23 protein-coding genes are annotated in these 21,979 nt (G+C 46.4%); 1 reads left to right on the top strand and 22 read right to left on the bottom strand.

Annotated features, from left to right (window positions below; all coding sequences use genetic code 11):
- Positions 1–14: 14 nt before the first annotated feature.
- From ACSVDE_RS14000 to hprK, 20 genes are all read right to left on the bottom strand, one after another.
- On the bottom strand, positions 15–968 hold the full coding sequence (locus ACSVDE_RS14000) for a gluconeogenesis factor YvcK family protein (RefSeq protein WP_439302009.1): 954 nt from the start codon (positions 966–968) through the stop codon (positions 15–17).
- The gene (gene rapZ / locus ACSVDE_RS14005; RefSeq protein ID WP_439301487.1) at positions 952–1,863 is read right to left on the bottom strand and encodes an RNase adapter RapZ; all 912 of its coding nucleotides are present in this window, start codon (positions 1,861–1,863) and stop codon (positions 952–954) included. Before rapZ ends, ACSVDE_RS14000 begins: the two co-directional genes overlap by 17 nt.
- A 91-nt stretch (positions 1,864–1,954) precedes the next feature.
- Positions 1,955–2,413 (bottom strand): 8-oxo-dGTP diphosphatase, encoded by a 459-nt coding sequence (locus ACSVDE_RS14010; protein WP_439301488.1) that lies wholly within the window; start codon positions 2,411–2,413, stop codon positions 1,955–1,957.
- A 430-nt stretch (positions 2,414–2,843) separates the two neighbouring features.
- Positions 2,844–3,797 carry a thioredoxin-disulfide reductase gene (gene trxB / locus ACSVDE_RS14015; protein WP_226547215.1) on the bottom strand — a complete coding sequence of 318 codons (954 nt, stop codon included), beginning with the start codon at positions 3,795–3,797 and terminating at the stop codon, positions 2,844–2,846.
- 197 nt (positions 3,798–3,994) lie between these two features.
- Complete coding sequence (locus ACSVDE_RS14020; RefSeq protein WP_439301489.1) at positions 3,995–5,614, bottom strand: tetratricopeptide repeat protein; 1,620 nt, start codon at positions 5,612–5,614, stop codon at positions 3,995–3,997.
- A gap of 144 nt (positions 5,615–5,758) precedes the next feature.
- Positions 5,759–6,406, bottom strand: coding sequence for a bifunctional phosphoribosyl-AMP cyclohydrolase/phosphoribosyl-ATP diphosphatase HisIE (hisIE, locus tag ACSVDE_RS14025; RefSeq protein WP_439301490.1), 648 nt, complete (start codon positions 6,404–6,406; stop codon positions 5,759–5,761).
- The gene (gene hisF, locus ACSVDE_RS14030; protein ID WP_439301491.1) at positions 6,403–7,161 is read right to left on the bottom strand and encodes an imidazole glycerol phosphate synthase subunit HisF; all 759 of its coding nucleotides are present in this window, start codon (positions 7,159–7,161) and stop codon (positions 6,403–6,405) included. The genes hisIE and hisF overlap by 4 nt, the downstream gene beginning before the upstream one ends.
- A complete protein-coding gene (hisA, locus tag ACSVDE_RS14035; RefSeq protein ID WP_439301492.1) occupies positions 7,162–7,899 on the bottom strand; it encodes a 1-(5-phosphoribosyl)-5-[(5-phosphoribosylamino)methylideneamino]imidazole-4-carboxamide isomerase in 738 nt (245 codons plus the stop codon).
- A complete protein-coding gene (gene hisH, locus ACSVDE_RS14040; protein ID WP_439301493.1) occupies positions 7,883–8,533 on the bottom strand; it encodes an imidazole glycerol phosphate synthase subunit HisH in 651 nt (216 codons plus the stop codon). The genes hisA and hisH overlap by 17 nt, the downstream gene beginning before the upstream one ends.
- Position 8,534: 1 nt before the next feature.
- Positions 8,535–9,128: an imidazoleglycerol-phosphate dehydratase HisB gene (hisB, locus tag ACSVDE_RS14045; RefSeq protein ID WP_439301494.1), complete on the bottom strand. Its 594-nt coding sequence runs from the start codon at positions 9,126–9,128 to the stop codon at positions 8,535–8,537.
- A 3-nt stretch (positions 9,129–9,131) separates the two neighbouring features.
- Complete coding sequence (gene hisD / locus ACSVDE_RS14050) at positions 9,132–10,400, bottom strand: histidinol dehydrogenase (RefSeq protein WP_439301495.1); 1,269 nt, start codon at positions 10,398–10,400, stop codon at positions 9,132–9,134.
- On the bottom strand, positions 10,397–11,044 hold the full coding sequence (gene hisG / locus ACSVDE_RS14055) for an ATP phosphoribosyltransferase (RefSeq protein WP_439301496.1): 648 nt from the start codon (positions 11,042–11,044) through the stop codon (positions 10,397–10,399). Before hisG ends, hisD begins: the two co-directional genes overlap by 4 nt.
- The gene (locus ACSVDE_RS14060) at positions 11,041–12,222 is read right to left on the bottom strand and encodes an ATP phosphoribosyltransferase regulatory subunit (RefSeq protein ID WP_439301497.1); all 1,182 of its coding nucleotides are present in this window, start codon (positions 12,220–12,222) and stop codon (positions 11,041–11,043) included. The genes hisG and ACSVDE_RS14060 overlap by 4 nt, the downstream gene beginning before the upstream one ends.
- 308 nt (positions 12,223–12,530) lie before the next feature.
- Positions 12,531–13,400: a hypothetical protein gene (locus ACSVDE_RS14065; protein WP_439301498.1), complete on the bottom strand. Its 870-nt coding sequence runs from the start codon at positions 13,398–13,400 to the stop codon at positions 12,531–12,533.
- A 332-nt stretch (positions 13,401–13,732) separates the two neighbouring features.
- The gene (locus ACSVDE_RS14070) at positions 13,733–14,263 is read right to left on the bottom strand and encodes a hypothetical protein (protein WP_226547227.1); all 531 of its coding nucleotides are present in this window, start codon (positions 14,261–14,263) and stop codon (positions 13,733–13,735) included.
- Between the two features lie 27 nt (positions 14,264–14,290).
- Positions 14,291–14,818 (bottom strand): acyltransferase, encoded by a 528-nt coding sequence (locus ACSVDE_RS14075; protein WP_439301499.1) that lies wholly within the window; start codon positions 14,816–14,818, stop codon positions 14,291–14,293.
- Complete coding sequence (ppaX, locus tag ACSVDE_RS14080) at positions 14,818–15,468, bottom strand: pyrophosphatase PpaX (RefSeq protein WP_439301500.1); 651 nt, start codon at positions 15,466–15,468, stop codon at positions 14,818–14,820. Before ppaX ends, ACSVDE_RS14075 begins: the two co-directional genes overlap by 1 nt.
- Positions 15,458–16,411: a nucleoside recognition domain-containing protein gene (locus ACSVDE_RS14085; protein ID WP_439301501.1), complete on the bottom strand. Its 954-nt coding sequence runs from the start codon at positions 16,409–16,411 to the stop codon at positions 15,458–15,460. Before ACSVDE_RS14085 ends, ppaX begins: the two co-directional genes overlap by 11 nt.
- Positions 16,412–16,435: 24 nt before the next feature.
- Complete coding sequence (gene lgt, locus ACSVDE_RS14090) at positions 16,436–17,248, bottom strand: prolipoprotein diacylglyceryl transferase (protein ID WP_439301502.1); 813 nt, start codon at positions 17,246–17,248, stop codon at positions 16,436–16,438.
- Between the two features lie 11 nt (positions 17,249–17,259).
- The gene (gene hprK / locus ACSVDE_RS14095; RefSeq protein ID WP_439301503.1) at positions 17,260–18,195 is read right to left on the bottom strand and encodes an HPr(Ser) kinase/phosphatase; all 936 of its coding nucleotides are present in this window, start codon (positions 18,193–18,195) and stop codon (positions 17,260–17,262) included.
- Positions 18,196–18,389: 194 nt separating this feature from the next.
- On the opposite strand from hprK, the gene ACSVDE_RS14100 reads away from it, so the two are divergent.
- Positions 18,390–18,788: a GNAT family N-acetyltransferase gene (locus ACSVDE_RS14100; RefSeq protein WP_439301504.1), complete on the top strand. Its 399-nt coding sequence runs from the start codon at positions 18,390–18,392 to the stop codon at positions 18,786–18,788.
- Positions 18,789–19,126: 338 nt separating this feature from the next.
- Here ACSVDE_RS14100 and ACSVDE_RS14105 read toward each other — a convergent pair whose 3' ends face one another.
- The gene (locus ACSVDE_RS14105; protein ID WP_439301505.1) at positions 19,127–21,052 is read right to left on the bottom strand and encodes a heavy metal translocating P-type ATPase; all 1,926 of its coding nucleotides are present in this window, start codon (positions 21,050–21,052) and stop codon (positions 19,127–19,129) included.
- Between the two features lie 553 nt (positions 21,053–21,605).
- The gene (locus ACSVDE_RS14110) at positions 21,606–21,968 is read right to left on the bottom strand and encodes a phage holin family protein (protein ID WP_439301506.1); all 363 of its coding nucleotides are present in this window, start codon (positions 21,966–21,968) and stop codon (positions 21,606–21,608) included.
- Between the last annotated feature and the right edge of the window lie 11 nt (positions 21,969–21,979).

Genomic DNA, 21,979 nt, shown 5'->3' on the forward strand with positions numbered 1-21,979 from the left:
TCTTGCATCGGGGTTTATTGAGATACTAGTTCTAGAATGATCTCTGAAACACGTTTTGCATCGTGTCGAATTAAAGAATCATTATATTGAATTATTTTATCACTTATGACTTCAAACCCAAAGGATTTCAACCTCGTCTCATCATATATGACCGGTTCTCCACCTTCAGTGGCGTATTTCTCCAATAAATCAGGTGATACATTCTCATTATTGACAATAATCGTATCAATTATCTGTAGACCGGTATGAGCGACAAGTATGTTTACATGATCCGATGCGGTAAAATGATCCGTCTCACCCGGTTGAGTCATGACATTACACAAGTAGACCTTCTTTGCCGAGGACTTCTTGATCTCTTCAGCAATCCCTGGAACTAGAAGACTCGGTAGGATACTAGTGTAAAGGCTCCCTGGGCCGATGACGACCATATCTGCATCCCGGATGGCACGTAAACTTTCATCGAGCGGTTTGACCGTATCCGGCGTCAAGAAGACGCGAACGATTTTTTTACCCGTATGCGGGATTTTTGATTCACCTGATACGATGGATCCGTCATTGAACTGCGCATTCAAGACCACCCTGTGATCGGATGCAGGCAGTACTTTTCCCCGTACATTCAAAACTTTAGACAACTCACGTATTCCTGTTACGAAATTACCTGTGATGTCAGACATTGCAGCCAATAATAGATTGCCGAGAGAGTGACCGGACAATCCATTTCCATTTGTGAATCGGTGTTGGAACAGTTGTTCAACGAGCGGTTCGACTTCAGAAAGAGCAGCCAAAACGTTTCGGATATCCCCAGGTGGAATGATATCGAGCTCTTCTCTCAGCCTTCCAGAACTTCCGCCATCATCTGCCACAGTCACGACGGCCGTGATATCGACCGGGAACTTCTTCAATCCCCGTAACAGTACAGATAGTCCTGTTCCTCCGCCAAAGACGACGATCTTAGGCTTTCGATTCAATTTCCGGTTTCCGACTCTTATCTTTTTCAATATCGCGATGGCTGCTATGGACGCGATAGTCTTTGCTCAAATATTCTCTCAGGTGTTCTGCAAGCGTGACAGAACGATGTTTACCACCCGTACAACCGACAGCGATGACGAGTTGGCTTTTCCCTTCCCGTTTGTAGTGCGGGATGATGAAATCGAGTAAGCCCGTCAGCTTTTCGATGAACTTCTGGGTTTCAGACCATTTCAGGACGTATGATGACACTTCCTCTTCCAGGCCTGTTTTCGGTCGCATATGTTCGATGTAATGAGGATTCGGCAGGAATCGTACATCGAATACGAGGTCTGCATCAATCGGCATTCCGTATTTGAAACCGAAGGAAAGAACATTCACTGTAAAAGGATGAGACTCATTGACAGAGTATCTTTCAATGATATTCTCACGCAGTTCTTTCGGTTTCATGTTGGTCGTATCGAGAATCTTTTGCGCTCTGCCTTTCAGCTCTTCCAGTAGTTCACGCTCATTCTTAATCCCTTCAAGCGGCAATCCGTTCGGTGCAAGCGGATGGGAACGGCGTGTTTCTTTATATCGTTGGACCAGCTTGGAATCCTGTGCATCCAAGAAAAGGATCTGTGGTTTGATTTGATCGTTATTGGACATTTCATCGATTGTAGCAAACAATTGATCGAAGAACTCGCGACCACGTAAGTCCATGACAAGAGCGACCTTGTTTAGTTTCCCGGTTGAACCATCCATCAACTCAACGAATTTCGGTAAAAGAGCAGGCGGAAGATTATCGACACAAAAATAGCCCAAGTCTTCAAAGCTTTGCATCGCGACCGTTTTACCTGCACCTGACATACCAGTGATGATGACCATGCGAAATTCATGTTGTTCTTGTTGTTTCATGGGTAAACCCGCCTTTCATAGGATCGTCTTCAGTGTATCGGAAATCAGTCCTCTTTTTACGCAGGAACTGATTCATTGTAAAAGTATCAGCTTAAGATGGATCCAATCGATAACTGAGAAGCTTGAAATCCGGTGTATACGTAAACGTACCGATGATCATGCCGTTTCCAGTCATCATGTAATCCAAAATATGATAGTCTCCCGGTGCCATCGGTAAATCAGAAACTTCATCCTTCGGCTTCCAGGCGAGTTTCCCTTCCTCTGACTCCGAAAGTACTTCTCCTTCAAAATCCGTTGCATAGAAGGTGAACATCATCCATTCTTGGACGATTTGATCTCCCTCTTTTATGATGAAATTGAAGACCCCTTTCAATTTCGGGTTCTTCAAGTACAATCCTGTTTCTTCACGGTACTCGCGAATGACTGCATCTTTAATCGTCTCTTCAGACTCCATTTTTCCGCCTGGTGCTACCCACCATCCACGTCGTGGCTTTTGCAGCACTAAGATTTGATCATCCTTTTCGAGTACACAATTGGCGACTCGTTGCACTTCACTCACCTCTTTCTATCATTATACTACATCCTATGTTCCTACGCTTACCGTTAATTTCTTATAGTTTGTGTAAACTGGGGGTCATCTTAAACAAACGTTTGATTGATTCCACTCAAACAAACGTTTGTTTGACAGATGACATTGTTGAAAAGTCCTGAATCCTTCCCCAAAGTTACGGTTCTGCTCATTTTTGGGAAGGATAGACTTCGTGGTACCAGGTACCGACCAAAAGTTCCCTCACCACAAGGGTTCTAAAGTGGTACCTGGCACTGTTAAAAATGCGCAAAAAAAGAGCACGGAACGTTTGTCCCGTGCACAAAATAAGAAATTTATTAAAAGGGGGTCAATTTCTTAATTATATACTACCCCACCAATGTTTCACGGCTGTTACAATCGGATTAAAACAGAATTACGAATCATTTAGATTTTATGAAGAGACGCTCAACTTCTCCATCAACGACTCAACATAGTGCTGAGCACTTTGTGCAGCGATACTGCCGTCACCTGTTGCCGTCACGATCTGACGGAGCGTTTTTTCTCGAATGTCTCCTGCAGCGAAGATGCCAGGAATTTTCGTTTCCATCTCTGAGTTCGTTTCTACATAGCCGTTTTCATTTGTGATGCCAAGATCTTTGACCGCTGCATTCAATGGAATCATACCGATGTAGATGAATACACCGTCTGTCTTGAATTCACGCTCTTCACCGTCTTCTGTGCTGACAAGCGTCACACTTCCGACTTTGTTGTTTTCAGCGTTGATTTCTTTTACCGTATGGTTCCAGATGAAGTCGATCTTGTCATTATCAAACGCACGGTTTTGCAAGATTTTTTGCGCACGCAATTGATCACGACGGTGAACAATCGTCACTTTAGATGCGAAACGAGTCAAGTACACGCCTTCCTCGACAGCAGAGTCTCCTCCACCGACGACGACAAGCTCTTTCCCTTTAAAGAATGCACCGTCACAGACTGCACAGTAGGATACACCGCGACCGCTCAATTCTTTCTCTCCAGGAATGCCTAGCTTCTTGTATTCTGCACCCGTACCAATAATGATGGAGCGAGCCTTGTATTCTTTACCGCCGCCTGCGATGACTGTCTTATATTCTTCCCCATCAACGATCTCTTTTACGTCACCATAAGCGTATTCAGCACCGAATTTCTTCGCGTGTTCGAACATTTTGTTGGAAAGATCCGGTCCAAGGATATGGTCATATCCTGGATAGTTCTCCACATCTTCTGTGTTCGCCATTTGCCCGCCTGGAATTCCGCGTTCAATCATCAATGTGCTCAAGTTCGCACGTGAAGTATATACAGCAGCCGTCAATCCAGCCGGACCTGCGCCTGCGATGATTACATCGTAAATTTTTTCTTCAGACATTGTCTCCACTCCTTTATTCCTAGGCTTTGTCAAATCATGTTGATTTGAACAGAGCATACATCCATAACCAAAGTACTTTTAGTTTGGACCATTATTTTTATCTTATTAGTATCGTATAAAATCGAGTGGTCGTTCGTCTAACAAAATGCTCACGAGCCCCATCATTGTAACCTAGCTTACTAAAAAAGCGGTCCCTGTCACTCGCTAAAAGTACCTTCAGTTTCTCTATCGTATAGCTCTCTCAATTTCTTTACATACTTACCGACAGTCGAAATGGAAATACCGTACCGTGATGCAACTTCTTTTTGAGAAGTCTTCTTTTCATGTAATAAGTCGGATAGATATTCAATGGCACCAGCCCAAGCCTCTGTATTATTCAATGAAATCGTTCCGCTTTTCGATTCTCCAATCAATAGATACCATAGAAGCGCTGATTCTCCACCCAATTCACTCCGGTGCTGGAGAAGCTGATCGAGGATTTCTAGTCCTGCCACTGCCTCGACAGGCGGTTCGTTTAATTGAACAATACCTTTTTCCATTTGCATCTCCACCTGTTCATAACCATTCTCGAACAGAACCGTGGCTGCTAGCTCTTTTACAATTTCTGCTTCACTCACTTCAGCACACAATGCTTCCAATGCAGCAGATGCCTCTTCATCCTTCCACTTCCGGATCAACAACAGATGAGCAAGCTTATTTTTGTTGATCGTTCCTTTCAATTGTTGAATCCGCTCCGTCAATTCGGTCGTTTCATGAAAATTATTGATCGGTATAGTATATTGATATTCAGCATACTCGGGTTGGAGTGCGTAATCTTCCAATTTATCTAGATAATACGTCGCAACTGGGCTCTCCGGATCGAGGTCGAGGAGCTTTTCCCAAGCCCATTGTGCTGCCTGCGTACGCCCTGTTTTTAACGAGGCGATAGCCAACCAGTGGAAATACGTCACATTCCATGCGTATCCGTGATTTTTCACAGAATGAAGCCATAGGAAAGCAAGCTCATTCTCCTCGAGAAGAGCAAATGTACTTCCGAGCTTATACCGATGTTCAGGAATGATTGGATGGATGACTCTGAGCATGCGCACAAATTGGTCGAGCTCGTTCCTTTGTTGAAGCTGTTTATAAAAAAGAGCAGCATTACAAAGCGCATGAAGATTTCCTGGATTCTTGTCTAAGATATCATCAAGCACGACGAAAGCTTCTTCATATTCTCCAAGGTAAAAATGGGCAAGCGCCAAATTGTTATAGGCTGCCCAGAATTCCGGATGGTTCTGGATCATCTGCTTCAATAGGTCTCGCGCATCCGCAAATTTCCCCTGTTCGAGGCTGCGACGCGCTTTTTCATGTTGTACAATCAGCCGTTCTTCAGATGAACGGTTTTCGAGATCCTCGCCAAATTCGCTATGTATCAGGTCTAGCAATTCTTCTGAATCCTCGTAAAAATCCCCATCCGGATCGTTTTCCATGTAGCGGACCGCTTCATTTTCGGCCTCGCGGAACATTCCGAGATGGGCATAATTGTTTGCCATGAAGTAGTAGCATTCTGAGATGTCTGAATCAATTTCACTCACGATGTATTCCAACAGATCATTCGACTCGATGAAGTCTCCGAGTTCTGCGAGTGTTGCAGCAAGCTGACAAAGGTACGTCGGTTCTTTCGGATCGACATCGACCGCCCGTTGAAAAAGTTGTTTCGCCCTGTACAAATCTTTCTTCTGATATGCCTTTAATCCACGTTGAAAATAATACTCCCCACTCCGCGAAAAAGGGATGACCTTCCCTTGTTCCTCAGATGGGTTATGCTTGACTTTCATGTAATGTAATCACCCGTTCTCTGTACTCTCTTTCGAAAGTATAACACACGGGGACATCCCTCGAATATACGAATCACGAGATTTGGAAAAAGAAGAAAATGGTACTACAAAAAGAAGACTGACCCTTTGTCAGCCTTCCTTTCATCATTCTTTTTCAGCAGGTTCAGTGTGCCGTTCTTTTAGTACTTTCAACACATCATCAAGCGGAAGATCTTGTTCTTTCAGCAACACAAGCACGTGATACAGAAGGTCAGCGGTCTCCCAGGACAGCTCGTTCTTATCACGGTTCTTGGCTGCGATGATGACCTCGGATGCTTCTTCTCCGACCTTCTTCAAAATCTTATCGACGCCTTCCTTGAAAAGATACGTCGTATAAGAGCCTTCTGGACGCGCCGCATCACGTTCAGCAATCAATTTTTCCAATTGAGAGAGGATGGCGAAACGGTCGGAAGCACTTCGCTCGACACCGCCATCTTCCAACAACGAATCCTCAAAGCACGAAAACGTCCCTTTATGACAAGCAGGTCCGTTCGGATGAACGAGCACGATGAGCGCATCTTGATCGCAATCGTATCGGATGTCCTCAATCACTTGAGTGTTCCCAGACGTTTCACCTTTGTGCCAAAGCTCTTGTCTCGAACGACTGTAAAACCACGTCTCACGGGTATCGATTGACTTTTGCAACGATTCTTCAGTCATGTAAGCGAGTGTTAGGACTTCTTTACTCTGCACATCCTGGACAATCGCCGGAATCAGCCCGTTTTCATCAAACTTCAAGTCACTTATGTTCATCGCACGTTCACCCCTTGCTTTCTCAGTTCGTCCTTCACAGCCATGATGGACGTTTCTTTATAGTGGAAAATTGATGCTGCCAGCGCCGCATCTGCATCCGCTTCGGTAAAAACGTCATGAAAATGCTCAGCAGCGCCTGCTCCACCGGATGCAATGACTGGCACCGTCACAGCGTCTCGTACTTTTTTCGTCAACTCGATATGGAAGCCGGACTTTTCACCATCCCGGTCCATGCTCGTAAGCAGGATCTCTCCTGCACCTCGTTTGACCGCTTCCTTCGCCCAGTCGATGACCTCCCAGTCAGTCGGACGCTGGCCGCCATTCGTATACACCCGCCACGACCCCATCTCTTCATCGTACCGGGCATCAATGGCGACAACAATGCATTGTGCCCCAAAGTATTGCGAACCGAGCGTAATCAGATCCGGATTTTTTACCGCTGCCGTATTCAGCGAAACTTTATCGGCTCCTGCCCGTAACACCTTCTTCATGTCTTCCAGAGCGTTGATTCCTCCCCCGACGGTAAAAGGAATCGCGAGTTCAGCTGCGACCTCTTTCACGACATCAATAATGGCATGCCGCTTTTCATTCGAAGCGGAAATATCGAGGAACACGAGCTCGTCTGCGCCTTGTTCATCGTACATTTTCGCGAGCTCCACGGGGTCTCCTGCATCGATGATATTCACGAATTGGACACCTTTGACGACGCGTCCATCTTTTACATCCAAACAAGGAATGATTCGTTTCGTTAACATTTATTGACCTACTTTCCCAAGGGCTTCCGATAGGGTGAACCTCTCTGTGTAGAGGGCTTTTCCGATGATCGCCCCTTCAATCCCTTCGTGTTGTCTGTCCGCCAGGTTACGGAGATCCTCCAATGAACTGACGCCGCCTGAAGCGATCACTTCAGCGCCGGATGCCTTTGCAAGCTCGGCAATCGCCTCGATGTTCGGACCTTCGAGCGTACCATCTCTGGATATATCGGTAAAAATAAAGTGACGCGCTCCAGCCTCCGCCATCTCTTTAGCGAGGTTCGTCGCTTTCACTTCAGATTTGTCCAGCCAGCCTTCTGTAGCAACATAGCCATCGCGCGCATCGAGCCCGATCGCGATCCGTTCACCGTATTTCTTCAGCATCTCTTTCGTAAACGCTGGATTTTTCACAGCGACACTTCCTAAGATGACACGATCAACACCTCGTTCCAGGTAAAAAGCAACGTCTTCTTCCGTTCGGATGCCACCACCAACTTGCACCTTTACATCGAGTTCAGAAGCGACCCGCAACACATGTTTGTGGTTCACTTTCTCAGCGGCTTTCGCGCCATCAAGGTCGACCATGTGAATCCAGTCGGCACCTTCATCGGCGAACTTTTTCGCCATCTCGAACGGGGAGTCACCATAAACCGTCTCCTGATCATAATCGCCCTGGAACAGACGGACGCACTTGCCGCCCCGCATATCAATCGCTGGATACAGTTCAAATCTTCGTTGCATCAGACTTCCTCCCCTCGATGTAATCCGCAAAGTTTTTCAGAATTTCCAGGCCTGCTGTGCTGCTCTTTTCCGGATGAAACTGTGCACCAAAAATATGCCCTTTTCCGACAACGGCTGGAACCTCTTCATGATAATCCGCCGTTGCCAGCAACACGTTGCGATCCTCCGTTTTTACAAAATAAGAATGGACGAAATAGACATAGTCCGTGCTCAAATCTTGTAAAAGAGGAGAATCTGGTTGCTGGAGGATCATACGGTTCCATCCCATATGAGGAACTTTATAGCTGACACCGCCAGCTGTCTTGCCAGGGAATCGGACGACTCGGCCAGGCAACAGGTTCAAGCCTTCCGTCAGACCATTCTCTTCGCTCTCTTCAAAAAGAAGTTGCATGCCAAGGCAAATCCCGAACAACGGCTTGCCGCCAGCAACTTCACTTTTGATAAACGCATCCATACCATTCTCTTTCAAAGCATGCATCGCATCCTTGAACGCCCCGACTCCGGGTAGGAGCAGTGCATCAGCATCGGCGAGGTCTTCTTTTTTCTCCGATAAAAAGTACTCTACGCCTAAACGGCGGAGCGCATTTTGAACGGAATGGAGATTCCCCATTCCGTAATCGATAATTCCGATCATTTTAGAGCATTCCTTTCGTTGACGGGACTCCGGTGACACGGGGGTCGAGCTGGGTCGCTTCATCCAATGCACGACCGAGCGCTTTGAAGATCGCCTCGATGATATGATGCGTGTTCGATCCGTGATGGACGATGATGTGTAGGTTCATCCGTGCCTCAAGCGCGAATTTCCACAAAAATTCGTGGACGTTTTCCGTATCAAAGGTACCGACTTTGGAAGATGGCAGCTCACCGACTTTCCACTCGAAGTGCGGTCGGTTGCTTAGATCCACGACGACTTGAGCAAGCGCTTCGTCCATCGGCACGATTGCGTTGCCATACCGACGAATTCCCTTTTTATCACCTAACGCTTCAAGGAACGTCTGTCCGAGACAGATCCCAATGTCTTCGGTCGTATGATGATCGTCAATTTCGGTATCCCCTGTCGCGTTCACCTGCAGGTTAAACAGCCCATGACGTGTCCATAAATCGAGCATATGGTTCATGAAAGGAACCGGTGTATGGATTTCAGACTGGCCTTGACCATCGATCTGGAGGCTCAGTTCAATTTGCGTTTCATTCGTTTTACGAGTGATAGATGAAGTGCGTTCTGACATGTATCAATTTTCCTCCAGTCGAATATCAATGGCTCGAGCATGTGCCTCTAGGCCTTCAAGTCGTGCTAGTTTACTAATCTTCCGTCCATCGTTGAACAATGCATCTGTTCCGTACGAGATGATACTCGATTTCTTGATGAAATCATCCACACTAAGCGGGCTCGAAAATCGTGCTGTCCCGTTTGTCGGCAAAACGTGGTTCGGTCCAGCAAAATAGTCACCGACAGGCTCTGAGCTGTTTTTGCCGACGAAGATCGCACCTGCGTGCTTAATCTGACCAAGCAGCTCGAACGGTTCATGTGCAACAAGTTCCAAATGTTCCGGTGCCACCTCGTTAATCGCGGCAATCGCTTCTTCTTCCGTATTGGCCACGTAAATGACACCATTACTGATGATTGAAGCCTCGGCGATCGATTTACGCGGCAGGCTTTCCAACTGTCGGATCACTTCTTTCGACGTCTCTTCCGCCACTTCAATCGAAGTTGTAACGAGAATGGAACTCGCCATCTGATCGTGCTCGGCTTGAGACAATAGGTCAGCGGCAAGGTAAACCGGGTTCGCGGTATCATCCGCATAAATCATGATCTCACTCGGCCCAGCGATCATATCGATGCCGACAAGCCCGAACACTTCCCGTTTCGCGAGTGCGACGTAGATGTTTCCAGGTCCGACGATTTTATCGACAGGTTGTACGGTTTCGGTTCCGAATGTAAAAGCACCGACCGCTTGCGCACCACCGATTTTATAAATTTCATGGACGCCGCCTTCGTTCGCTGCGACAAGGACGCTTGCAGGAATCGTTCCGTCTTCACGGGGTGGAGTCGCAATCGCGATTCGGCTGACGCCTGCAACACTCGCAGGAATCGTCCCCATCAAAACAGAAGATGGATACTCCGCGGTTCCACCTGGTACATACACTCCGACCGATTCAAGTGGGGTAATCTTTTGTCCGAGTACTGTACCATCCTTTTTCGTCACCATCCAGGATTCTCGCACCTGTCTTTTATGGTAATCACGGATGTTTTGCGCCGCTTCGCGGATGATGTGCACCACTTCTTCATCGAGTGAAGCGTATGCTTTTTCAATTTCCACATCCGTCACCTTCAACGATTCCAACCGGACGCCATCGAATGTTTCCGTCAATTCGACAAGTGCCGTGTCTCCTCTTTCTTTTACTTGATTGAGGATTCCGATGACGGCTTCTCTTTGATCCTCTGTTCCTTGATCGAGCTGTTTCCGTAATGTTGCATCCCTTAACTGCTGTATTTTCATCGGACAACCTCCTTTCCTTCAATCACCTTTTCCAGTCGATTCACCATCTCATCGATCCGGTTCGCTTTCACTCGGTAGCTGACGGGATTGACGATGAACCTCGACGTGATTTCCATGATTTTTTCCGTTTCAACAAGTCCGTTTTCTTTCAACGTGCGGCCGGTTGAGACGATATCGACGATTCGATCGGCAAGACCGATCATCGGTGCAAGCTCAATCGACCCGTTCAGCTTGATGATTTCGACCTGTCTGCCTTGGCTTCTGAAATAGCTCGAAGCGACGTTTGGATATTTGGAAGCGATTTTTGGCGCAACGGAATCGAGTTCAGTTCCCGGGAGTCCTGCTACTGACAAGTGACAACGCGAGATTCCAAGATCTAGCACCTCATAGACATCCCGCTTTTCTTCAAGCATGACATCCTTTCCCACGATTCCGACATCTGCTACGCCATGCTCCACATATGTCGGCACATCCATCGGTTTCGCTAAAATGAACCGTAAATCCTCTTCTTCGATATCAATGATCAGTTTCCGTGAGTCTTCAAATTCGGGAGGGAGCGCATAATCGGCTTCACGCAGCATTTGAACTGCTTCTTCAAAGATTCGCCCTTTCGGCATGGCGATGGTCAGCTTCGATGATGTCATTTGCTTACTCCCTCCTCTTTTCCTAAATAATAGGTCACATTGGAAAACTTTTCGGTGAACGCATCCAGGTTTTCAATCCCTTTAATATCTTGAAGGACCGCTGTTTCGCCCTGTCCTCTAAGCTTTTGACAAAACTCGATGGCATCCTTCCGTTGTTTTTCCGAATAGACGATGCAGTGCGTGAACGTTTTCTCCTCACGGGGATGGACCGCCTCGATCAAGTGGTCAAGATGGATGCCAAATCCAGTCGCCTTCGTATCCATATCAAATTTGGAGAGCAGTGTATCGTACCGACCTCCATTACTGATCGGGGATCCGAGTTCAGGTGCATATCCTTCAAAAACTACACCGGTGTAATACGTCATATGGCTGACCAGCGTCAGGTCGAGGGACACGAGGTCGCTTACACCATAAGCTGCGAGTCCATCACGCAACGTCTGGAGCTCCTCCAACGCTTCGTAAGCACGAGTGGATGTGATCAGTTCCTCCGCTTGTTCAAGACCAGCCGTACCGCCTCTCAGTTGCAGAAAGTCGACTAGTCGCTTTTGATCGATGGATGACAACGGAAGCTCTTTCACATGCTGGCGATAACCGACGTAATTTTTCTCAAATAAAAACCGCTTGAGTGTTTCCGTCCGTTGATCGGTTCCGAGAATTTCCTTGAAGAGTGCATCGACATACCCGAGGTGTCCGACTGCAACCTGGAAGTTATTCAAGCCGACAGCTTTCAGCGTCTCAATCATCAAGGCGATCACTTCTGCATCAGCACTTGTCGTTCCATCGCCAATCAGCTCGACTCCGAACTGTTCGAACTCTGCGGGACGACCGCCTTCCTGTTCCTGAGCTCGGAAAACATGCGCGGCATAAGCAATACGCATCGGAAGCGGCTCGTCTTTCAGGCTGGACGCTGCAACCCGTGCAATCGGTGCCGTCATATCGGGTCGCAGAACGAGCGTTTTCCCTTCTTGGTCGAGTAGTTTGAAAAGCTGCTGATCCAATGTGGCAGAAGCCTCACCAACTGTGTCGTAATACTCGACGGTCGGCGTCTGCATGAAGCGGTATCCCCATTGCCGAACGATGCTCTCCATCGCTGTCCGGCTGATTGATTTGATTTCATAAAGCTGAGGAAGCGTGTCCCGCATCCCCAATGGTTTTTCAAATACAAGCGGTTTCGACACATCATTCACTCTCCGGTTTCTTTTTTATTTATAAAAGGAAAATCCTTTAGTTCGCTAATTAACTAACAAGATAAAGACTTAATAAGTAGTCTAACGCTCTTCCGAATACTCGTCAACCAATAAATTTTAAAGTACTGTCGTTTATGTTTACCCTATTTATCCCTTCTTAATAGTCAAGATCCACATAAAAACAGTTCCAATACAATAATGGAGTGATTTGGGACAAAACAGAAGGGGCAGTCCTACAAAATCGATCCAATTTCGACTAATAGGACTGCCCCATTATTTGACTCATATTTGCTTCCCAATCATTTTGAATAGTATCGATCATCTATTTGTAAAATGGTCTTTTCGAGCTCATAGTATCCTTTCATGTCATTCTTTTCTTTATCACTGAAAGACCGTTCATTTTCCTTGATATAATCCAACCATTCCGTTTCTAGTGTGTCTATATCTTTTCCATAGGTTTCTTTAATTGCGATATTCAATTGATCTACATTATAAATCTTTTCAAATGTCTTGAGACCGTACTCCTCAATTAGATACGATACGAATGAACCCGCATGTACATAGCTAAGTAATTGAAGCGCACTCTCTTCCTCACTGTCTACGTATGATCGAAAATAAGTTCCACTCAATACATTGTCCGTTAGTTTTCTAAGCGGTAGATTCCGATTAAGTTCAATGCATTGTCGCATCATTCTATGTAGAGACAATTCATATCCTGGTATCGTACCAGAACCATATTCAGACTCAACATACTCAGCAAGTCCTTCCTGAGTGAAAAAACCAGAAGATGATCCACCAAACTTCCCGTCAATGACTTCTCCGTACCCTAGTAACGAATGCGTTAATTCATGGAAAATAGGGTACTTTCCATTAACCTTGCGAAGCGTGATCTGACTTACATCTCCATATGACATTCCACTTTCCTCATAGAGCACAATATCAATTTGTTCTGCGGGCACATAATCTGTTTCAATTAAACCAGTTATGATCGTTGTCGCTTCTTTAACTTGCTCTGCCACGTTGTTCAATTCTTCTTTTGATAATCCTGCTTTGTCAATAAGTCGGAATGTTATTTCAGGTGTTCCATTCTCTGATTTCACTATTACTTCTGTTGGCGAACATCCTGCTAGTACAATCATTAATCCAAGAATACCTACCCATATTTTCATATCTCGTCCCCCCTCTAAAGATATACGGGACAACTTGATGGAAAGTTTCTCCAAATTTTCATCTATTGGAGATATATTTGGGAAGTGGGGCGATATCTACGTGGAATGGTTCGATTCTCTCGAGAAGTGGGTCGATACCTCCGGATAGTGGGGCGATACCGCTGAGAAGTGGTTCGATACCCTCGAGAAGTGGGGCGATTCCTCCGAATTCCAGTCTCACCTTCAACTAAAAGAGCCCCATTCTGAAGGAATCCGTTAGAGATTCGCTCAGAATGAGGCTCACAAATCGTATAGTGAAGCAGAAGAACCGTCCCCACGCTTCACACGCTTCCTTATTTATAAACCAGGTTCACGTAACGTTGTACGAAACGACGCACGTCCCGTTCTTGGACGATGAAATGGTACTGGCAGCGATGGGCATTTTTGAAATAGCTGAAATCGGTTTGCAAATACTTTTCCAACTGTCTGCGATGGATATGGACGACCAGTTCGTTCTCCTGATAAGGAACCATGATTTTCAAACGGGAAATATACGGTAGCTCCTTGAACAAGTATACGAGATTATCCAACAGCAATCGTCCGATTGTCAGCTTGGAAGCGAAGTATTCGTCATAGTCGTCAAGGAATTCAGGACTGACATGGTCGCTGTTTTCGAAACGGATGACGGCTTCTTGCCCATTCCAGTACGCATCGCGTATGTAGTCGCTTCCTCTTAAACGGGATACAGCAGATAAAAAGAAGAAACGATCTTGCTGCTCGCTGTCTTTCTTCTGTTTCGAGACAGCCGCTGGACGAATCCATGCATCGCTGATACGGAACTCACCATTCATATAGATCATTGACATTCTCTTCTTTTGTTCCATTCTGATGACACCTCACCTTTATCTATCCTATATATCGTCATTTTTCGCCATTTGTTTACGCTTGTCCATCTGTTCTTTCGTATAGATGACCTGCATCGGATTGCCTCCGACGAATGAACCGGCTTCGACGTCCCGATGGACGAGGGATCCAGCAGATACAATCGCACCGTCACCTATTGTGACTCCTGGCAATATCGTACTGTTCGCTCCGATCATCACTTCATCACCAATCACTACACTACCAAGCCGATACTCTTTTATCAAATATTCATGCGTCAAAATCGTCGTGTTGTAGCCGATGATCGAGTTTTTTCCAACCGAAATCTTCTCCGGAAACATGATATCGAGCATGACCATCAACGCAAAAGCAGTCTGATCACCGACCTTCATCCGGAGAAACGTCTTGTAAAGCCAGTTTTTCACCGGAATGATCGGCGTATACCTCGCCAGCTGGATGACGATGAAATTCTTGAACACTTTGAAAAAAGGAACCGTCCTATAAATCTGCCAAAGCGCATTGCTTCCTTTGACAGGGTAGCGCTTGGTGTTCCGCATTATACCGTCACCTCTACCTCTAATACGTTCAGTAGGTCTGGCATTTCTTCTAGCATGTAATCTGGTTGCAATCGCTCGAGTGTCGCGCGTCCTTTGATGGTCCAGGCGACGGCCGCCGTCATTGTCCCGGCATTTTTACCGGCATCAATATCATATCGGCTGTCCCCGACCATGATCGCTGAGCTCACATCCGACTGTAAATTCGCCAGCGCGCGCATGATCGGCTCCGGATCCGGCTTCGCTTTTTCCACATCATCCAACGTAACGATGGTCGTGAAATAATCGCTCAAACCAGTGATTTCAAGTCCGAGCTCGACCGCATCACGCATCTTCGTCGTGACAATCCCGAGCTTGAAGCCTTTCTCATGCAACGTTTTCACCGTTTCTACCACACCTTCAAAGGCATGTACGTATTCTTCATGATGGGCAAGATTGTGTTCTTTATACATTTTTACCATATCTGGTACAGACGTTTCATCGACTTCTTTAAAACTATCGACAAGAGGTTGTCCGATGAATGAGATGATGTCCTCCCTGCTGAATCTACCAGGTTGGAAATGCTCCAATGTATGGGTAAAGGATGCGATGATCAGCTCGTTCGTGTTGATCAGCGTTCCATCCAAATCAAACAAAATCGTATCAACTTTCATAGTTGGCTTCCTTTCGATGTCTATAAGCTTTTCTTGCGTCTAATCGGTTCCAGACGACAGCAACAATCATCGTCAGGACAATGGCAACGACTAATCGGATCATTAACAACGGCCATACCGGGATCCCGAGCGGAATGAAGATCAATGTATCCTCGATGACGGCGTGACACGATACGAGAAAAATGAAGGCGAGATACAAGTCTTTCTTCTCGACGCCGTCTTCTTTTACCGCCTGCATCATTACGCCTGCTCCGTACGCGAGTCCGAAAACGATACCCGCCGCGAGCGTCGTAGACGTGTTCGGTTTCATTCCAAGGGCACGGGTAATCGGCGACATCCATCGCGAAAATACCGTCAACCAGTTCAAGTCCTTCATGATTTGGATGAAGATCATGAGCGGGATGACGATCGCCGCGAGCTGGACGATACCGATGAACCCTTTTTCCACACCAAGCCAAAGGATGTTCCAGAATCCTGAAACATTCTCCTCAGACTGGGAAATCAGTCCGTATACCGCTTTTTCCGTACCGCCCTTCCAGAAGATCGAAATCATCCAGGCAGATATGAACGCCAGCCCTAAGCGCACGACAAGCACGATCCACATCTTGATGCCCGCTTTCGTAGCAACAGTGGACTCGATCAATAGGTTATGAGAAAAAGAGAGCATCACCGCGAGGATGAACACCTCTTTCACCGTTAAATCAAGGCTCAAAATCGCTCCGATTCCAGCGTATAGATTCAAGAAGTTTCCGATGACGAGCGGTAGTGCCGCCTCACCGGAGAGGCCAATCCACTTCATGAGCGGTTCAGCCAGTTTGACCAACCAGCCCATGACGGGCGTTTGGCCTAGTATTGTAACGAGAAGGGTGATCGGGAAAATGATCTTTCCAAGCTCCCAGGTCGTATTCAGTCCAACTTTCAGACCTTTTCGCAAAGTATTCATTTCCTTCACCCCTTCTTTCGATGTTTACTGATCCATGTACCGTTTGTCTGCAAGACCTGCTTTTCTACGGTAGATCATGATTCCGATGCTGACCACGATCAAGACGATCGAGATGACCTGCGCCATTCGAAGACTTTCCGTGAGCATCAAGCTGTCTGTCCGCAATCCTTCAATGAAGTATCGCCCGACAGAATAATATATGACGTACGTGAGGAACAATTCCCCGCGTCGTAAGTTTACTTTTCTCAAACCAATCAAAATCGCAAACCCGATGATGTTCCAAATGGATTCATAGAGAAACGTCGGATGATAATAGGTTCCATTGATGTACATCTGATTGATGATCCAGTCCGGCAAGTACAGTCCTTCTAAAAAGGAACGACTCACTTCGCCGCCGTGCGCTTCCTGGTTCATGAAGTTGCCCCAGCGTCCAATCGCTTGTCCGAGGATGATGCTCGGTGCTGCAATGTCAGCTAGTTTCCAGAATGAAAGGTCTTTCACTTTTGCAAACACGTAAGCTGTCAAAAACGATCCGATCAGCGCGCCGTGAATGGCGATACCGCCTTCCCAAATCTTGAAGATTTCCCCGAGATGGTCTTTATAATAGGACCATTCGAACGTGACATAATAGATTCTCGCAAATAAAATCGCAACCGGCACAGCAATCATGACCAGGTCGACAAACGTCTCCGAGTTCATCCCTAACCGTTTCGTTTCCCGGACAGCGATATACAATCCTAGTAAGGCTCCAAATCCTATAATAATCCCATACCAGTAGATGGTCAATGGACCAAGTTCAAGCGCAACCCGATCCAGCGGTTGTATTTGTGAAAGCATCTATGCTCCTCCTAAAAGTCGTCGTAATCTGGTGTATCGATGACATGATTCAATTTATCGGAAAATTGCTGTGCCGCGTTGACGCCCATCTTTTTCAGACGGAAGTTCATTGCAGCCACTTCGATAATGATCGCAAGGTTACGTCCCGGTCGGACGGGAACCGTCAGCCTAGGCAGTTCACAATCGATGATCGTCATTGTTTCTTCATCCAACCCAAGTCGATCGTACGTTTTTTTGGAATCCCACGTCTCCAGGTTGATCGTGAGCGCGATCTTTTTATAGTTGCGGATCGCACCAGCACCAAACAGCGTCATGACATTGATGATGCCAAGACCTCGGATTTCGAGGAGGTGCTTGATCAGATCTGGTGCACTACCTACGAGGGTTTTCTCGTCTTCCTGGCGGATTTCAACGGAATCATCCGCAACGAGTCGGTGTCCTCTTTTCACAAGTTCAAGCGCGGTTTCACTTTTACCAACACCACTGGATCCTGTAATGAGCACGCCGATTCCATAAATATCGACGAGAACGCCGTGGACAGCCGTTGTTGGCGCGAGCTTACTTTCAAGGAAGTTGGTGAGTCGGCTACTGAGACGGGTTGTCGTCATCGGTGATCGCAGAATCGGAATGTTCTGCTCTTCCGCTGCTTCCGCCAGTTCAGCCGGCACTTCCCAGCCTCGTGAAATGACAATCCCCGGAGTTTCCTCTGTACACAGTTTCCGGAGCCGCTCGCGACGGATGCGCTGGTCCAGACCTGACACGAACGAAAGCTCTGTTTTTCCTAAAAGCTGCAGACGTTCAGCCGGGTAATACGCAAAATAGCCCGCCATTTCCAGGCCGGGTCTTGAAATGTCACTCGTTGATATGGAACGGTGTATCCCTTCTTCACCGTGGACGAGTTCGAGTTCGAACTCCTCAATGAGATCTTTTATATGTATGTTCGCCATCTAGAAGGTCACTCCCAAAGTCTAACGTTAATACCACACTATATTTTATCATGCTTTCATCCAATATGCCGTAACTACACTTATTTTTCCATTAACAGGCTAAAAAATATGTCCTTCGTAGGTGAAATATTTGAGTTATTGATGAAAAGGATAGCTGTGGACCTTAGGAGAATTTGTAGTAGAGGTGATGTATCGTGCAGATTGTTAATGAGTTACCGGATAAATATGAATTCTTTGCGTTGTTCCAGACGACCGGTTGGGACTTGAAGTTTACAGTAGATTCCTTATTTGAAGCCATCTCCAACAGCTGGTATGTGCTTTCGGCTTATGAAGATGGAGAGCTTGTTGGCTTTGGAAGAGTCGTGTCCGATGGTGTTTACCAAGCGATGATCTGTGATCTGATTGTCCTCCCAGACTACCAGGGGAATCGAATCGGGAGTCGGATATTGGAAGAGTTGTTGCGAAAATGTGAGCAACATTCCATTCGGATGGTCGTATTGATGAGCGCAAAAGGGAAAGCAGGCTTTTACAAGAGATTCGGTTTTGTAGAGAGGGATTCGGAAGCACCAGGGATGATTTGGAGGGGAAGATAGTTTTAAGAGGGTAGAAAGCACCTATTTCTGTCCTTTATTTTTGCTTTCTCCCGATTTGGAGGACAGAATCGACCTCTTTCTGTCCTTCATTTTTGCTTTTGCCCAATATGGAGGACAGAATCAGCCTCTTTCTGTCCTCCATTTTTACTTTTGCCCAAATTGGAGGATAGAATCACCCTCTTTCTATCCCCCATTTTTACTTTCTCCCGATTTGGAGGACAGAATCACCCTCTTTCTATCCTCCATTTTTGCCACTTCCTGATATGGAGGATAGAATGGACCCAAAAATCCCCCCATAATGAAAGAGGCTGACACGAGTCAGCCTCCTCATCTATATTCTATGATTTCAACAACCGTAAGCTGTTCAGGATGACCAGGATCGTGCTGCCTTCATGACCGATGACGCCGAGTGGCAAGTCGATGACCTGGACGAAGTTTGAAGCGATCAAAGAAAGGATGACTATGACAGAGAATACGAGATTCTGCTTGATGATGCGAGTCATCTTTTGTGAAATGCGCAACACTTCAGGCAGATTGGTGAGCTGGTCGTTCATCAGCACGACATCGGCAGTTTCCATCGCCACATCCGTTCCGCGCCCCATGGCGATGCCGATATCCGCCGCCGCTAATGCAGGTGCGTCATTGATTCCATCCCCTACCATTCCGACCTGGCCGTACTCCTTTTTCAGCCGCTTGATCTGAGTTACTTTATCTTCCGGAAGGCATTCCGAAATATACAAATCAATGCCAGCTTCCTCGGCGAGAGCTTTCGCGGTCGTTTCGCTATCGCCCGTCACCATGATCGCCGACACACCCAACTGCTTCAGCTCAGCAATGACTCGCTTACTTTCCTCACGAATCTGATCTTTGATTGCAAAAACGGCCGCGATCCCGTTTTCATCTTTTACATAGACAAGTGTTTTCCCTTGCTTCATCCAGGCTTTCGTCTGTTCTGGATAGAACGCATCATACCCTTCACCGACAAAAGAACGCTTCCCGATTGTCCATGTTTTATCGGAAAAAGTCCCGATTACACCGTTCCCTGTTATGCTTTCCATCGCTTCTGGAGAGGAAATCTGGATCGAACGCTCTTCAGCTGCATGGACGAACGCTTCAGCCAGAGGATGGCTGGAGTATGACTCGATGGACGCCACCGCTCGCACGACAGCCGCTTCATCTAAGTCCTCCCGTACGACAAGGTCCGTCACTTCCGCTTTTCCATGCGTGAGCGTCCCGGTTTTATCAAAAGCGATCGCATCCATTTTTGCTAACAAGGTCAGATGGTTTCCGCCTTTTAACAGTACACCTTTCCGAGCACCATTGGAAAGCGTCGACAACACAGCTGGCGCAATGGAAGCCATCACCGCACAAGGAGATGCGACAACCAGCAAAATCATCGCCCGATAAAAGGTTTCCGTCCAGCTCCAACCTAGCGCAAAATGCGGTACGAACAGCATCAAACCGACGACTGCCAACACGATGTTCACATAATGCCCCTCAAATCGCTCGATGAATTGCTGGGACTCGGACTTTTCGTTTTGAGCGGTCTGTACCATATCAACGATCCGTTGATACATCGTTTCATTGCTAGCGTGCGTCACCCGAACGGTCACCGTTCCACTGTCATTCACGGTCCCTGTGAACACCGGGTCCCCGATCTCCTTTTTCACCGGAATCGATTCACCCGTAATCGCCGATTGATCAACCGTCGTATGCCCTTTTTCAATCTTCCCGTCAGCAGGGAATTGTTCACCCGGTCGGACGAGAATCCAATCATCGACACTTAAATCTTCAGCATTGATTTCAACGAGTTGCTCTCCCTGGATACGAAGAGCGGTAGAAGGCTTCATGTTCAACAAGGAAGTAATCGTTTTTTTACTCTTATTCAACGTATAGGTCTCTAACGCACCACTCATGGAAAAAATGAAGATCAACAAGGCCCCCTCAAGCCAGTAGCCGATGATGGCAGATCCAATCGCCGCCAAAACCATCAGGAGCTCAACGTTCAGCTTCTTCTCTTCCATCGTCTCGAGGATACCTTCTTTCGCTTTCGCAAAACCACCGATCGCATAAGCAAAAACGTAGAAGATGACTGGTACAACGCTTATATGAATGGTCGCAAGGAACCAACCGATTAAAATCAGAACACCACTCGTCAGAGCTGCAATCATTTCCCAATGCTCACGAAATACACTACCTATGGCTTTATAACTGAGATTCTGTTCTTGTTCCACTTGTTTGGAATAAACCAGTTTTTCCTCCATTGGATTTTGCACCCCTCTTATAATTGAGAATGAAAACTATACTCATTACCCTTATAAAAATACAAGAGCTGCCAACATTACGTTGACAGCGGTTTTATTCGTCTTTTAATCTATTCAATTGAAATTAAAATGGTTCCTACAATGGAATAATTATAATTATTATACCATCCTCTATCTAAAATGGAACTAAAAAAAGCTGATACTTTAGAAAAAAGTACCAGCTCTTCTTATTCGTTATGGCTGTTTTCGCAAACTTTGTTGCTCTTGCACTTGAAGAAAGTATTAAATACTTTCTTCAGTATAAGGGCAACTAAGGCTCGACCTATAAAAGGCTTGGTCTCGCCAAGTTTTCTTTAAAAGTTGTTGATTTCCGCTCCAGGATGCTCGCTTTCCTCGGGGCGTGCGGTGAGCCCACTCGTCGCTTTGCGACATTGAATGGTCTCACCTGTCACGCTGATCCCGCAGGAGTCTCGCACCTTGCTCTCCAATCAACTTACACAAGGTGATTTTTAAAAATGTCTTGAAAGCAACAATCTTTTAGAAAAGAGCTACATTAGCTATCTTTCAGCGGTTTTACAATCAATGTATTGATCAGCAGTGTGAGGATTGAAATGATGATGGCTGCCAACAATGCCATACCGAAACCGGATATGACGAATGCATCTCCCATTAGCCACTGCGTCAACATGAGTGTGATGGCATTAATGACGATTAGGAACAGCCCTAAGGTCATGATTGTCACCGGTAATGTCAGTATGACAAGAATGGGTTTGACGATCACATTCATGATGGAGAGCAAGAGACTTGCGAGAATTGCTGCACCAACTCCTGATAAATAAAATGATTCACTGAAAAATCCTGAAACGACCATAAGTACGACAGTATTGACTATTAATGATATGATCCAGCCTCTCATCCTCTGCCTCC

Source organism: Pseudalkalibacillus sp. Hm43, from assembly GCF_051842935.1.
GTDB lineage: Bacteria > Bacillota > Bacilli > Bacillales > Fictibacillaceae > Pseudalkalibacillus.